The organism is Pyrinomonas methylaliphatogenes, from assembly GCF_000820845.2.
Classification (GTDB): Bacteria; Acidobacteriota; Blastocatellia; order Pyrinomonadales; family Pyrinomonadaceae; genus Pyrinomonas; species Pyrinomonas methylaliphatogenes.
Window position 1 is genome coordinate 82,353 of record NZ_CBXV010000003.1, and the last position, 14,469, is coordinate 96,821.

Consider the following 14,469-nt stretch of genomic DNA (forward strand, 5'->3'; position numbering starts at 1 on the left):
TCGAAAACCAACCAAGCCGGAGGACGATCATGAGGCGCACTCTCCTTGTCATGGCTATCTCCCTCTTCTGCGCGGCGGTGGTTGTGGCCGCGCCCGATCGCGTGAAGGTGGACGGTGGGATAATCGAAGGGATGGGCAGGCAGCCATCCGGTGTACGCATCTTCAGAGGCATCCCGTTTGCGCAACCGCCCGTGGGCGATCTGCGTTGGCGTGAACCGCAGCCGGTTAAGAGCTGGACCGGCGTTCGCCCAGCCGTGAAGTTCGGGCCGCGTTGTATGCAGCCGACGATCTTCAGCGACATGATCTTTCGCTCGGACGGGATGAGCGAGGATTGTCTCTATTTGAACGTGTGGACCCCGGCCAGATCGTCTGCCGAGCGGTTGCCTGTTCTTGTCTACTTTTACGGCGGCGGGTTCGTGGCCGGTGATAGTTCGGAGCCACGTTATGACGGTGAGAGTATGGCGGCGAAAGGGATTGTCGTTGTGACGGTGAACTATCGGCTCGGGGTTTTCGGTTTTCTGGCCCATCCTGAATTGACGAGGGAGTCGCCGCACAAGTCTTCTGGCAATTACGGTTTACTGGACCAGAACGCGGCATTGCGGTGGGTGCAGCGGAACATTGCCGCTTTCGGCGGCGACCCGCGTCGCGTGACGATCGCGGGCGAATCGGCGGGTTCGGTCTCCGTCAGCGCCCAGATGGCTTCGCCTTTATCGAAAGGTTTGATCGCCGGGGCGATCGGCGAAAGCGGTTCGATTCTCGGAACGTTGCGCGCCGTGCCGCTCGAGCAAGCCGAGCGAGAGGGCGTCAAATTCGCCGCCGCGCTTGGCGCGAAATCGCTTGCCGAGTTGCGCGCCGTGAGCGCAGAAAAGCTGCTCGAGGCAGCGACGAAGGGCGGAATGGGCGGGATCGGGCGTTTCCCCATCACGATTGATGGATATTTCTTCACCGAACCGCCTGCTGTCACTTATGAGGCGGGGCGGCAGGCGCGTGTGCCGCTGCTTATCGGTTGGAATTCCGAAGAGATGTCGTGGCTTGCGCTATTGCGGGGGCGGGAGCCCACGCCGGAGAACTATGCGCAAGCGGTGCGTGAGCTTTATGGCGAGCGAGCGGCGGAGATATTGAAGCTCTATCCGGCAGCGACGCGCGAAGAGGTCATCGAGGCGGCGACCGATCTAGCGAGCGATCGGTTCATCGCTTTCAGCACTTGGAAGTGGGCCGACGTGCATAGCCGGACGAGTGGTCAACCCGTCTATCGATACTTTTATGCGCATCCGCGTCCGCGCCGAAGGGGCGAGAATGCCGCGCCGGCGCGCGGAGCGATTCATTCGGCGGAGATCGAGTATGCGTTAGGGAATCTAGCGGTCAATAACGTCTATGAGTGGACGCCCGATGATTACAAGGTGTCGAAGGTCATACAGGAGTATTTCGCCAATTTCATCAAGCGCGGCGATCCGAATGGGCCTGGGTTACCGCTCTGGCCGGCGATCAGGGGCGGCGGGCCGGTTCAGGTGATGCGTTTGGATGTCGAATCTCGCGTCGAGCCGGAGCGCAACCGCGCGCGTTATCTATTGCTGGACCAGTTAATCGAAAAGTGAGAGGCTGAATCTTCGATGGAGGTGGAGATGTTCAGGGCGAGCGGCATAGTTTATCTGATCTTATCTCTGGTCGCAGGCGGAGTATTAGCGCGGGGCGCGCAGACCAACGGGCCGCAGCTTGGGAAGATCCCGCTACGTGAAGTCATCGCGGCGATGACGCTTGAAGAGAAGGCGAAGCTTCTAGTCGGGATGGGAATGAACATACCGGGTTTGCCGATTGATCCAGAGGATCAGCGCGTGCCCGAAAAGGTTCCGGGGGCAGCTGGGCGGACGCACGCGATCGCTAGATTGGGCATCCCATCGCTGACGCTATCGGATGGACCAGCCGGAGTGCGCATTGATCCTGTCAGAAAAGACGACCCATCACGCACCTATTACGCTACTGGATTTCCCGTGGCGACGCTGCTCGCCTCTTCGTGGGATACGGAGCTGGTCCGCGAAGTCGGCGTTGCCATGGGGAGCGAAGCGCGCGATTACGGCATAGATGTTCTTCTTGCGCCAGCGATGAACATTCATCGCAACCCGCTTGGCGGAAGAAACTTCGAGTACTATTCGGAGGATCCGCTCCTTTCCGGGAAGATGGCGGCGGCTTTCGTCAAGGGCGTGCAATCGGTCGGCGTCGGCACTTCGATCAAGCATTTTGCGGCGAACAATCAAGAGTTCAATCGCATGCAGTCGAATTCGCTCATCGGTGAAAGGGCGTTGCGCGAGATCTACCTGAAAGGGTTCGAGATCGCCGTGAAGGAAGCGCAGCCGTGGACCGTCATGTCCGCTTACAATTTGATCAATGGGACTTACGCTTCGCAGAGTCGCGATCTGTTGACGACCATTCTGCGCGACGAGTGGGGATTCAAGGGAGTGGTGATGAGCGACTGGTTCGCGGGCAACGATCCGGTCGCGCAAATCAGGGCGGGGAATGATCTGATCATGCCCGGTGTTCCGATGCAGATCAGAGCGATCGTTGAGGCGGTGCGCCGGGGCGATTTGAGCGGACGGCAGTTGGATGAAAGCGTCGAGCGCGTTCTTCGACTGATCCTTCAATCGCCGACTTTCAAAGGGTATAAGTATTCGAATCAACCTGATCTCAAAGCGCACGCGCAGGTCGCGCGCCGGGCAGCTTCGGAAGGGATGGTGCTATTGAAGAACGAGGGCGGGACGTTACCGCTTACGCGGGCGCGGCGGGTGGCTCTATACGGCAACGCCTCTTATGATCTGATCGCCGGAGGCGCCGGCAGCGGGAACGTCAACAAAGCTTATGTCGTCTCGCTGGACCGGGGATTGGCAGCAGCTGGCTATACGCTCATCGACTCTTTGCGCGAAGATTATCTTCGCTATCTCACTGAGCAGAAAGCCAAGCAGCCTGCGCAACGATCGGTGCTGTTCATCCCGCCGCCCGTTCCTGAGATGGCGATTGCGACGGACCGCGTGCGACGCGATGCCGAAGAGGCTGATGTGGCTTTGATCACGCTCGCGAGGAACTCCGGCGAAGGGGCCGATCGCAAGGTCGAAGAGTTCACTCTTTCATCTGCCGAGCGCGCGTTGATCGAGGCGGTGAGCGATGCTTTTCACGCGCGCGGCAAGCGAGTCATCGTCGTTTTGAATGTGTGTGGGCCGGTTGAAGTGGCGAGTTGGCGCGACCGCGTCGATGCGATCTTGTTGGCGTGGCAGCCCGGACAAGAGGGCGGTCATGCGATCGCCGACGTGTTGAGCGGTCGGGTTAATCCTTCGGGGCGCTTGCCGATGACCTTCCCCATCAAGTACGAGGATGTGCCTTCGGCGCGGAATTTCCCGGGGCGGGAACTGGTCGGGAAAAAGCCGCTGATCCCCGATAATCCCTTTGCGGGCAAGCCGGCAGAGGTGATCTACGAAGAGGGGATCTACGTCGGTTATCGGTACTACAGCACGGCGGGTGTTGAACCGGCCTATGAGTTCGGTTATGGGTTATCGTACACGGATTTCGCCTATAGCGATTTCAAGGTGAGCGCCGCACGGTTCGACGGGCAGGTGAAAGCGACCGTGACGATCACGAACGTCGGCAAGGTGCCGGGGCGAGAGGTGGTCCAGCTTTATGTCGGCGGGCCTACGCGGAACTTAGCTCGCCCTGCGCGCGAGCTGAAGGCGTTTGCCAAGACGGATCTTTTGCGGCCCGGTCAATCGCAAACTCTTGAGTTTACGCTTCGGGCGGCGGATTTAGCCTCTTTCGATCCGGTCCGGTCAGCTTGGGTCGTCGAGGCTGGAACTTATAGGCTGATGGTGGGCGCATCTTCGGCGCGGATCAAAGCCTCGGCGGAGATCGAGGTCAAGAGCGATCTAGTGGTCGAGAGGGCGCATCGGGCCTTAGTGCCGCAGGTGGTGATCGAGGAGCTGAGGCTTGGGAGTAGGGGGCGTTGATCGGGCCAGCGGTTTTGCGTCTGATAACGCCGAGTCGAGCGGCTTTAAACTCCTTGGCGAGGCCCTCACGGTTGTGCGCGGCGCTGCCGCTCCCATTCGCGCAGGGCTTGGACGCCGCGCAGGAAGTCCGCCTCGTTGTCGTAGAAGTTATGCGCCCCGTCGTCGCGCGTCGGCTCGCGGACGTAATAGAGGTAGTTAGTCGTCGCCGGATTGAGCGCCGCTTCGATCGAGCGCGCGCCGGGCGAGGCGACTGGACCAGGCGGGAGTCCTAGGGCTTGACGGGTGTTATAAGGTGAGGGGCGTTCGATATCGCTTTGTCTTACTTTACCATCGCCGCGCCATTTGCCGGCGAGTTTGGCGGCATAGATGACGGTCGAGTCTATACCGAGCGGCATGTTGCGTTGCAGGCGGTTGTAGATGACCGAGGCGACGAGCGGCCTTTCGCCGTCGAGTTTCGCTTCCGTTTCGATCAATGAGGCGATGGTGACGACTTCGTGTACGCTTTGGCCGCGGGCACGAGCTCGTTCGGCGAAACGTTCAAACCAGACTTGGCGGAAGCGGCGGACCATCGTCGCGATGATGTCGCGCGGCTTGATATTTGGGGGGAAGCTGTAGGTGTCTGGGTAGAGGTAGCCTTCGAGGTTTTGGGCTTCTGGGTCGAGGTCTTTGATCAAAGAGGTATCATCCATCAGGGCGAGGGCTTCTTGGGGATCGATCTTGAGTTCGGGAAGGCGCGCCATTGCGTCCGCGATATCCCACCGGGTCCATCCTTCGATGACGGTGAAGCGATTGAGTCTTTGTTCTCCCTCCTCGAGTTTGCGCACGACTTCAAGCGGCGTAATCGGCGAAGGGAAGCGATATTCGCCGGCTTTCGGACGAGCTCGGATCACTCTCATGTAGAGGTATGCGGGCCACCAGCGGCGCAGGATCCCGAGCGCGGCGAGTTGAGTCGCGATTTGGCGCGAGGTCGAACCGCGCGGGATGACGACATACTCTTCGGCGTGCGCGTGTGCGATTGGAGCGTTGAGTTCACGGACGAACCAGAGAGTCGCGCTACAGATGAGCGCGCCGATCAGGAGCAGAGCGGGGAGAAGGCGCTTTAGACGAGGCATGGATGCTTATTGAGCATTCTCCATTAAGACCGATCAAGGAGGCAAGTCTCGGGCGCATCTCGGCTGAGGAAGTCGCGGAGGATGATAAGAGCGGCGGCGCTATCAAGCCTTTGGCGGAGCGCGTCGCCTCTAAAACCGGCTTCGCGCAACACTTCTTCGGCTTCGCGCGTGGTCAAGCGTTCATCTTGAAGGTAGACGGGCAATCCTGTCGCTTGGCCGATCTCTTCGGCGGCGGCGCGGGCCTGCTGGGCGGCCTCTCCTTCGCTGCCATCCATACGAAGCGGCAATCCGATGACGATCGCGCTCACTTCGAGTTCGCGGCAGAGCGCGGCGAGATGTGCGGTGAACTGGTTGGTGCGACGGATCGCCGGAAGGGGGCGCGCAGTGAAACGAAGCTCATCCGAGACGGCTAGACCGATGCGCCGCGCGCCGAGGTCGATGGCGAGCACTCTCCCTTTGGACATCGCGCGTTCATTATAGCTTAGTTCCGTTTGGTCGTGGCCAGCGGGCGCCTTGCGCCGCATCGAACGGCTGCTGTAACATGCGAGAGCACGCCGCGAATGTGCGGAAGAGGGGGTTGAAGGATGACCTTTCGCAGCAAGTTCACTCTCGTGGTTCTTTCCGCGGCGATCGCGCTCTATGCGATCGTCGGCGGGTGGATGGCGACGCGCGCTCAGCAGAGCAACGATCCTGGGGCGCAGCTCCGGATCTTCGAATCCGTGCTCTATCACATCCAGAACGATTATGTTGATGAGCCGGACATGAGCAAAGTGCGGGCGGGCGCGTTGCGCGGTTTAGCGTATGGGCTCGATCCGTACTCGGCCTATCTGACGGCGGAGCAAGTGCAGCAGTATCGAGCGGGCGATAACGGCAAAGTTGGGATCGGCGTTGAGCTCTCGCAGGTCTCTTCTTGGCTTTACGTGATCGCGCCGGTGAAGGGCGGACCGGCGGAGCAGGCTGGGGTACGATCGGGGGATATCATCGAGTACATAGATGGGCATGCGACGCGCGACATTTCGCTCTACGAAGCTCAGCAACTGCTCAAGGGCGCGCCCGGGACGGAGGTGAAATTGCGCATCTTGCGAGCCGGAGCGACGCCGTTTCAGGTGACGGTCAAGCGCGCTCCGGTGAAGACGCCGGCGGCGGAAGCGCGGATGGAGGCGGGGAAGGTTGGGCTCATCAAGTTATACAGTCTAAATGAGGGTGAAGCGGCAGACGTGCAGGCGCGGATCGACGAGTTGCTCAAGCAGGGGGCGCAAAAGCTCGTGCTCGATCTGCGCGGCGTTGCGGGCGGATCTTTGGCCGAGGCTGTGCGCGTGGCCAATTACTTCATCGGCGATGGCGTCTTGGCGCAAACGGTCGGGCGGAACAACCGGACGTTGAAGACCTTTGAGGCCGATCCGAAGCTGAAGCTTTTCGATGGACCGGCGGTCGTCCTGATCGATCGCTGGACGGCGGGCGCGGCCGAAGCGATTGCGGCGGCTTTCATCGAGCGGAAGCGTGGCGATGTTGTCGGAGAGAAGAGTTTCGGTGCCGGGGCGGAGCAAGAGCTTTTCACCTTGCGTGGCGGCGATGGTTTCTTGCTGACGACGGTGAAGTGGGCCTCATCTGCCGGTAAACCCTTTTTAGGCGTAGGCGTTCAGCCGACGGTCGAGGTCAAGCGTCCCGAGGTGGCGGAGGCGCTCGAGGAGCCCGAGGATTTGACCGGTGGCGAAGGGGAAGCGGCGCGTCCTGCGAACAAGCAGGGCGTTTCGCCCGAGCCTGTGAAGACGGAGGATCAGCAGTTGAAGAAGGCGCTCGAGCTTCTTCGGGCCAAAGGGGTTTAAAAGCGGGGGTGAGATCCTAAGGATTAAAACTCGGCGCGGCGCGCGCCCATCGACCGCGTTTAAAAGCGAGGTAAGATCCAAAAGAACTGGAGTTTGAAGGGCTGAGTTTAAAGGCGAGGCAAGCAAAAGAAGAGGGAGGCTCCCGGGAGCCTCCCTCTTCTTTATTGAAGTAAGGCTTTAAGTTTTGTCGGCGCGGCGACTCTTCAAGTAAAAGTTTAAGCGCTCAGATGGCGAATTGACCGTAGAAGGCGCTATTTTCACCGGCCCGCAGCCATGAATCGCCCGTGCTTCCGCCAGCGAAGAAGGCATCGATCGTATAGCCGACCTTACGGTGAGCGAGCGGCACGAGCGGATCGTACCAGACGAGATGGGGCATTTTGCAGCACTCATCGTTCGGCATCGCCTCGACATCGATTTTGGCCAGATGAGCGGCGCTGACATGATAAGTGCGCCCCTCGTGTTTGAAGGCGATCGGAGCGCGACGAATGGAGACGATCTGTCCGAGCGTCGAAGCGTATTTGCTTCTGAGCGCTTCGGCCATGGCTGAGGCTTGAGCTTCGGTTGCCGCATCGATCACCAGTTCGGATCGCCGAGCGGCGCGCAGATTGGCGAGGTTATCCTCCGCGCTGACGATGGCGAGCGCGCGCACGCCGGCGAGATCGACGCCACGCCAGGAGCCTGAGGCGACGTTCCAGGCGAGCATCGCGTCGCGACCTGTAGTCGTCAGTTCGCCATTGTAATGGCATGCGCCGGCGAAGACGCTGGCCGTGCGCACTTCGACGTAATCGCCGGTGAGCTTAGCGTTTGTCGAGGCAAAAGCGAGCGCATTCGCCATGGCGAACGCAAGCGCGGCGACTAGGTTCCAGCTCCTCTTCATCTTCGGCACCTCCTTAACCTTGCAATTCTACTCGAAAGCGGAATGATAGCACGATCTGCCGGGGCGGCAACGATCCGGGTGGACGCGTCCGCCATCCGGGCCGACGACCTGTTGCGTTTGGCGGCACCAGCAGTAGTTGCTGCCATCGAGATATTGGCTCGCTTCGGTGGCGATGACGCCCAGCATAAGGAACTTTTTGGAGCGGAGCGAGCCGCAGAAGGGGCTTTGCGGTGCGCTGATCTTTTCTGCGTCTTTGGCCTCGGTTCTCATCATCGGCCTCCCTTCAAGATTATGGTGCGCTATCATCCTCAAGCGTTCATCTCGGCGAGACGGTGGAGCGCGCGGCGGATGAGCGCTTGCGTGAGCGGGATCTTGTAAGCGTTGTGAGCGAGCGGGCGTGCGCCTTCGAGCGCGATTTTGGCCGCTTCAGCTACGTTCTCAGCGGTGATCGGTTTCCCGGTCAAGAAGGATTCGGCTTTGGGGACGCGCCATGGGGTAGGGGCGACTCCGCCGAGGACCAAGCGCGCTTGGCGCACGGTTCGATCTTCGCTCAGTTCCAGGGCGGCGGCGACCGAGGCGAGCGCGAAATCGAACGAGGCGCGCTCTTTGAACTTCAAGTAGGTCGAGCGGGCGGCGAAGCGCGAAGCGGGCACCTCTATTTCGGTGATGATCTCATCGTGGCGCAGGATATTTTCGCGGCGGATGCTCCCTTCCGAAGGAAGCGTGAAGAACTTCTCGAGCGGGACGGTGCGGTTCCCGTCCGGCCCGGCGATGGTGACGCTTGCGCCCAAGGCGACGAGCATAGGGGCGAGGTCCGACGGGTGGACGATGTAAGACGGGCCGCCGCCGAGGATGGCGTTATATTTGTTCTCGCCGGAGGCGGCGAAACATTGCGTCCCGCCTTTCTTCAGGCAGACGGCCTCTTCGAGGCGGTAGTACCAGCAGCGCGGGCGTTGGCAGAGGTTACCGCCGACGGTCCCGAGGTTACGGATCTGGGGCGAAGCGATGGAATGAGCCGCCTCGGCTAGACCCGGAAAATGGCGTTTGATCTCCGGGTGCTCTTCGATTTGGGAGAGGGTGACGAGGGCGCCGATCCGCAGCCCCTTCCGTCCATCGCCTTCAATACGATTTAGTCCGCGGATGTTCTTGAGATTGACGAGGCGCGATGGGCGTTGGATGTACTCTTTCATCGTTGTCAGAAGGTCCTGGCCGCCGGCGATAGGGCGCGCCGCCTCGTCTGGATCCTCGAACGGCGGAGCCGAACGGAGCAGGTCGATGGCTTCAGCGACGCTGGTTGGATTAGCCCATTCGAACCTTTTCACGATGCTCTCCTTTCTCTGAGCTCAGCTAGTCCTCGCAGGATCTTATCCGGCGTGATCGGCAGTTCGCGCACGCGCACGCCGCAGGCGTTGAAGACGGCATTGGCGATGGCGCTGCCGCCGGGGATATGCGCTGGCTCGCCGACGCCGATGACGGCTTCGCGCGTGTCTTCGTCATCGATGATCGGGATCATCTCGGGCATTTCGAAGGTGCCCGCGATCTTGTAATCATTGAAGGTCGGATTGAGTTGGGCTCCGAGCCGGGAGTCCATGACGCGGCCTTCGAGCAGCGCCATGCTGAGCGATTGGATCATGCCGCCGATGAGTTGGCTTTCGATGGCGAGCCGATTAAGCGGAAGGCCGACATCTTGGACGTGGACCATCTTGATGGGGCGCACGTGGCCCGTCTCCATATCGACCTCGACTTCGGCGAAGCAGACGCCATGCACGCCGCTGGCGGCGAGATTGGCCTTCCACTCGCCTTGAGCCGTGATACCGGCTGGCGGCAAAGCGGCGCAGGCTTGGCGCCAGGTGAGGCTTTTACCGCCGCCGATGACCTTGCCGTCGGCAAACTGAAGCTCTTCGGGTTTTGCGCCGAGAAGCGGGGCAACCGTTTGCGCCATCTGCATGCGGGCGTTATAGGCGGCATCTTTGACCGCTGGAGCGAGCGACGCGGCAGTCGTCGATCCGCCCGAGGCGTTAGCGGCGCCGAGCCGCGAATCGCCGATCTTTTCGGTCACGTCCTTCATTTCGAGGCCGAGCTCTTCGGCGACGATGGCGCGCGTGAAAGTGCGCGTCCCTGTGCCGATATCTTGCGTGCCGACGGCGACGGTGACGGCGCCATCGCGTGCGATCTGGACAGTGACTTTGCATTGCGGAGCGCCGCCGCCGCCCCATGTGCCGACGGCGCAGCCCATGCCGCGTCCGGTGCCGGGTTGTTTGGGGCGCCGTTCCCATCCGATCTCGCGCGCGCCGCGGTCGAGTTGGCGATGGTAGACCGGATCGCGCAAATTCTTCTTACGGAACTCGACCGGATCCATGCCGAGTTTATAAGCGAGTTCGTCCATGAGCGACTCGATGGCGAACGAGGCTTGCGGATGGCCCGGGGCGCGCATGGCGCGCGAGGCGTCCTCGTTGGTATAGACGGCGATGCGTTCGCGGTAGACGTGTTGAGCGCGGTAGATGTAGGGCTGCCCGGCGAGCGAGCCGTCGCCCAGACCGCCGAGTTGGTATTGCGTGGCGCGCAGGGCGACGAGCGTCCCGTCGCGGTTTACGCCCGCTTTGAACTTCTGCCACGAGCCGGGGCCGTTACCCGCCATGAGGAACTCGTCCTTGCGCGTGAGCATTAGCTTGACGGGGGCTTTGGCCCGTTTAGCCAGTTGGCAAGCGAGCTTCCCTTCGATGCCGATGCCGAATTTGGACCCAAATCCGCCGCCCATATGTTCGACGATCGCGGTGACGGCGCTCGATGGCAGACCGAGCTCTTTGGCCGCATCATCTGGGATGGTGAAGGTGCCTTGGGTCGAGGCGTAGATGATGGCGCTTTCGCCGCCGCGGTAATCGACCATGTGGCCATGGGTTTCAAGGCAGGCGTGATGGTGGATAGGGGTGCGGTATTCGGCCTCGATGACGACATCGCATTTAGCCAGTTCGGCCTCGACAGCGTTTGGGTCGCCGCGGCGCTCTTTCTCGGCGAAATTCCCTTCCGGGAAGATCTTGGGCGCATCCTCGGCGAGCGCGTCTTCAGCGCGCACGACATGGGGCAGGACGTCGTATTCGACCTTGATGGCGCGGATGGCATCCTCGGCGATTTCGGGAGTGATGGCGGCGACGGCAGCGATCGGATCGCCGACGAAGCGCACGATGCGTTCCCGTGTTGAGCCGGACACTTCCGGATCGGTCAAGCTGACGATGGCGCGGACGCCCGGGATGCGTTGCGCTTCGCTCGTGTCTATGCGGACGACGCGCGCGTGCGCGTAAGGCGAGCGCAGGATACGTCCGTAGAGCATCCCAGGCGCGCGGCGGTCGTAGGTGTAAAGGGCGGCGCCGGTGACTTTGGCCGGGCCATCGACGCGCGTCAGGCGATGGTTGAGCAGTTTATGGGCTCCGTTGGGGCCCCAGGATGGACCGCCTTCGTCATCGACTTCGATTTCGACCATCGTCTCGATGCCATTTTCGACGCGCGGCACTCGGATCCGCTTCTTCCTTTTGGTCGGTGGCGTCTGTTGCTGTGGCATCTGCTGAGTCATCGCTTCTCCCTCGAGTGGAATTTACGCTTTTCACTCGCGATCCTTCATCTGCGCGGCGGCCAAGGCGGCCTCGAAGACGCGCGGGTATGTTCCGCAACGGCAAAAGTTACCTTGGCAAGCTTCGCGCACTTCATCAAGCGTCGGATGCGGATTCCTCCTCAGGAGCGCGGAGATCGCGGTAACGAAACCCGGGGTACAGAAACCGCACATGAGCGCGTCCTTCTCGACGAAGGCCTGTTGGACGGCGTTCATCTTTTCGGGCGTCCCCAAGCCTTCGACGGTGGTGATCCTTTTACCGACGGCATCTACGGCCAGGACCAGGCAGGCGTAGACGGGCTTGTCGTCGAGCAGGACGGTGCAGGCACCGCAGGCGCCCATGTCGCAGACGAGTTTGGGGCCGGTGATGGGCGGGTCGAGGTATTCGCGCAGCGCCGTAAGCAGCGTGGTGCGTGGCTCGACGCGCGCGGTGCGCCTTTGTCCGTTGACGAAAAGAGAGACTTCGACCGTGTCGCTGATGAGCTGGCGGTCAGCCTCGCTTGAGCCTTCTCGCGCTGGCGCGAGTTCCGGATCGAGCAGATCAATGATGGCCGCACCGGCTCCGGCCAGGCCCATGCCTTTGAGAAAGCGTCGGCGGCTCGGGTCGGTCGCGGATTCGGGTCTTTCCGTTTGACCGTCGCGTTTCTTCGTCATAGTGCTTTCTCGCGAATGGATTTGGGAAGATGGTAAGGATAGCACGAACGACTTTGTTCGAAAAGAGAAAAAATGAGAGGGGCCGTCGCTTCGCCCCTCATTACCGCCGCCCACCTTCTTTGAGATAGCGCGTGCCGATCTGCACGGCCAGATGATAACGCATTGCGCTGGGGGAGAAGAATCCAGCTCATGCCAGAACCAGATCGACTTCTTCTCCCTTCAAGTTCATACCAGAACTTCTATCCTTTGATAACGCCGATGGGGCGCAAGCGAGCGACGCGGCGCGCCATGCCGGCGTATTCGACGACTTCGACCACTTCATCGACGTCCTTATAGGCGAAGGGGGCCTCTTCGGCCAATCCGGCTTTGCTTTGCGAGCGGGCGATGATGCCTTCTTGTTCGAGGGCATCGCGCAGATCGATCTTCTCGCCGAAGATCTTCTTCTTCGCCTGGTGGCGCGACATGCGACGGCCTGCGCCGTGACAGGTCGAGTTGAAGAAGTTCGTATCGTCGAACGATTGGCCGACGAGGACGTAGGAAGCCGTTCCCATGCTGCCCGGGATGATGACCGGCTGTCCGATATGTTTGTAGGGAGTTGGCGTGAGCGCGTGATTGGGGCCGAGGGCGCGCGTTGCGCCTTTGCGATGGACCACGGCTTTCACTCTTCGGCCTTCGATCTCAAACGACTCGACTTTGGCCGTGTTATGGACCACATCGTAGAGGATGCGCAAGCGGCGTTCCGTTCCGTACAGGTCTTTCCACACTTGGCGCACGAAGTGAGTGATGATTTGACGATTGGCCCAGGCGAAGTTCATCGCGCAGCGCATGGCGCGATAATAGCGTTGCCCTTCGGGGCTGCTGAAGGGGACGCAGGCGAGTTCCGGATCGACGAGCGAGATCCCGTATCGCGCCGCCGACTCGAGCGCGATGCGCACGTAGTCGGTGCAGATCTGGTGGCCGTAGCCGCGCGAGCCCGTGTGGATCAGGATGACGATCTGGTTTTCGGCGAGGCCGAAACTTTGCGCCGCTTGTTGATCGAAGAGGCGATCGACGTACTGCACTTCGAGGAAGTGATTGCCCGAGCCGATGCTGCCGAGCTGGACGTAGCCGCGTTCTTTGGCGCGATCGCTGACGCAATCAGGGTCGGCCTCGTCCATGCGTCCGCGATCCTCGATGTGCTCGATGTCGGACGGCTCGCCATAGCCTTGGCGCACGGCCCAGTGCGCGCCTTCGCGCGCCACCTGGTCCAGTTCGCGCTTGGTGATCTTGATGGGGCTGCCTTCGCCCGTGCCGACGGGAATGGTTCGCATCAACCGTTCGACCAGTTGAACGGTCGCGCGTTTATCGAAGTCTTGTCGCTGCATGTCGGAAAGGAGCAGGCGGACGCCGCAGTTGATGTCGTAGCCGACGCCGCCCGGCGAGACGATGCCTTCTTCTGTGTCAGCGGCGAGCACGCCGCCGACGGGGAAGCCGTAGCCTTGGTGGACATCGGGCATGGCGATGGAGTGAAGCAGGACGCCGGGGAGCGTCGCCATATTGACCAACTGAGCGAGCGATTTGTCTTGAAGGATCTGGTCGAGGATCGTTTCCGAGGCGTAAAGACGCGCCGGGACGCGCATGCGATCCCAGAAACTAGCGGGAACTTCGTAGCAGAAGTCGCCGATGCGGCGGAGGTCCCTTTTCGTCGGCACGCGGAATTCAGCCATCTTCACCCACTCCTTGACTCTGGTTTTCTGCGAAAGGGATAGTTTAACTCAAGTGCGGCGTCTCGGTTCAACGGACGGCGATCATTTCGGGGATCTTGGGGGCGCGATCCGCGATGAGAACTAGCGGTGGGGTCGCGTTCTTTGCGCGCGATTTGAGCTAGACGTCGAGGACGACTTGAGCGATCCAGCCATCGGGCGTTCGTTCGAAGCGCAGGTCATGATAGGTTGCGGCTTTGAATTGGATTTGGGCGAGATCATCGGCGACGGGGACGGTGCCGATTTCGGCGTGGAGGGTGAACTGGTTTGCTGGGGAGCATTCGAGGCGGTTTATGCGCGTTTCGACCGTATAGGAGTGGCGGACGTCGTAACGGTAGATGAGTTCATTCAACCAATCGACGAGCAGCCAGGGAAGCGACGGGGCGTGCAAGGTGATCGTATCGTAAGAGATCGTCTTTCCGGCGGCGACTTGTTCGGGGGAGCGTCCGGTCATCTCATGGAGGAGGGCGCGGGCGCTTTGATCGAAGATCTCTTCCGGGGTTTCACCATACAGTTCGAGCAAGCAATCGGCGGTATGCGGTTTAGCGATGAAGCCGCGTTTCATGGCCTTTAGAGCGCTGAAGAGCGTCATGGGAATGATAGGACGGACGGGCATGGCGAAGCAAATGAGATAGGGGGTGATGCGGGATTGATTTTGCCGGGGTGGG

General features: G+C 61.0%; 12 protein-coding genes. 3 read left to right on the forward strand and 9 right to left on the reverse strand.

The window, feature by feature from the left end; genetic code table 11:
- The first annotated feature begins 29 nt into the window (after positions 1-29).
- Together PYK22_RS03830 and PYK22_RS03835 are read left to right on the forward strand one after the other, a co-directional pair.
- Positions 30-1,595, forward strand: a complete 1,566-nt coding sequence (locus tag PYK22_RS03830; RefSeq protein WP_060635311.1) for a carboxylesterase/lipase family protein — start codon at positions 30-32, stop codon at positions 1,593-1,595.
- Between the two features lie 27 nt (positions 1,596-1,622).
- Positions 1,623-3,986 carry a glycoside hydrolase family 3 C-terminal domain-containing protein gene (locus PYK22_RS03835; protein ID WP_041974888.1) on the forward strand — a complete coding sequence of 788 codons (2,364 nt, stop codon included), beginning with the start codon at positions 1,623-1,625 and terminating at the stop codon, positions 3,984-3,986.
- 65 nt (positions 3,987-4,051) lie between these two features.
- Here PYK22_RS03835 and mltG read toward each other — a convergent pair whose 3' ends face one another.
- The gene (mltG, locus tag PYK22_RS03840; RefSeq protein ID WP_060635312.1) at positions 4,052-5,098 is read right to left on the reverse strand and encodes an endolytic transglycosylase MltG; all 1,047 of its coding nucleotides are present in this window, start codon (positions 5,096-5,098) and stop codon (positions 4,052-4,054) included.
- A gap of 23 nt (positions 5,099-5,121) precedes the next feature.
- Positions 5,122-5,562, reverse strand: a complete 441-nt coding sequence (gene ruvX / locus PYK22_RS03845; protein WP_041974890.1) for a Holliday junction resolvase RuvX — start codon at positions 5,560-5,562, stop codon at positions 5,122-5,124.
- A 120-nt stretch (positions 5,563-5,682) separates the two neighbouring features.
- Here ruvX and PYK22_RS03850 point away from each other — a divergent pair, with 120 nt between their 5' ends.
- Entirely contained in the window at positions 5,683-6,924 is a 1,242-nt protein-coding gene (locus PYK22_RS03850; RefSeq protein WP_083437583.1) for a S41 family peptidase, read from the forward strand.
- 223 nt (positions 6,925-7,147) lie between these two features.
- Here the strand turns inward: PYK22_RS03850 and PYK22_RS03855 are convergent, their stop codons facing one another.
- The 7 genes from PYK22_RS03855 to PYK22_RS03885 form a co-directional block, all read right to left on the reverse strand.
- On the reverse strand, positions 7,148-7,801 hold the full coding sequence (locus PYK22_RS03855; protein ID WP_041974652.1) for a DUF1326 domain-containing protein: 654 nt from the start codon (positions 7,799-7,801) through the stop codon (positions 7,148-7,150).
- A gap of 27 nt (positions 7,802-7,828) precedes the next feature.
- The gene (locus tag PYK22_RS03860) at positions 7,829-8,074 is read right to left on the reverse strand and encodes a hypothetical protein (RefSeq protein ID WP_157770651.1); all 246 of its coding nucleotides are present in this window, start codon (positions 8,072-8,074) and stop codon (positions 7,829-7,831) included.
- 35 nt (positions 8,075-8,109) lie between these two features.
- Positions 8,110-9,123 (reverse strand): FAD binding domain-containing protein, encoded by a 1,014-nt coding sequence (locus tag PYK22_RS03865; RefSeq protein ID WP_060635314.1) that lies wholly within the window; start codon positions 9,121-9,123, stop codon positions 8,110-8,112.
- A complete protein-coding gene (locus PYK22_RS03870) occupies positions 9,120-11,369 on the reverse strand; it encodes a xanthine dehydrogenase family protein molybdopterin-binding subunit (RefSeq protein WP_083437584.1) in 2,250 nt (749 codons plus the stop codon). Before PYK22_RS03870 ends, PYK22_RS03865 begins: the two co-directional genes overlap by 4 nt.
- 30 nt (positions 11,370-11,399) lie before the next feature.
- Positions 11,400-12,059 carry a (2Fe-2S)-binding protein gene (locus PYK22_RS03875; RefSeq protein WP_041974658.1) on the reverse strand — a complete coding sequence of 220 codons (660 nt, stop codon included), beginning with the start codon at positions 12,057-12,059 and terminating at the stop codon, positions 11,400-11,402.
- A 239-nt stretch (positions 12,060-12,298) separates the two neighbouring features.
- Positions 12,299-13,765 (reverse strand): RtcB family protein, encoded by a 1,467-nt coding sequence (locus PYK22_RS03880; protein WP_041974660.1) that lies wholly within the window; start codon positions 13,763-13,765, stop codon positions 12,299-12,301.
- Between the two features lie 157 nt (positions 13,766-13,922).
- Positions 13,923-14,366 (reverse strand): archease, encoded by a 444-nt coding sequence (locus PYK22_RS03885; protein ID WP_157770652.1) that lies wholly within the window; start codon positions 14,364-14,366, stop codon positions 13,923-13,925.
- Between the last annotated feature and the right edge of the window lie 103 nt (positions 14,367-14,469).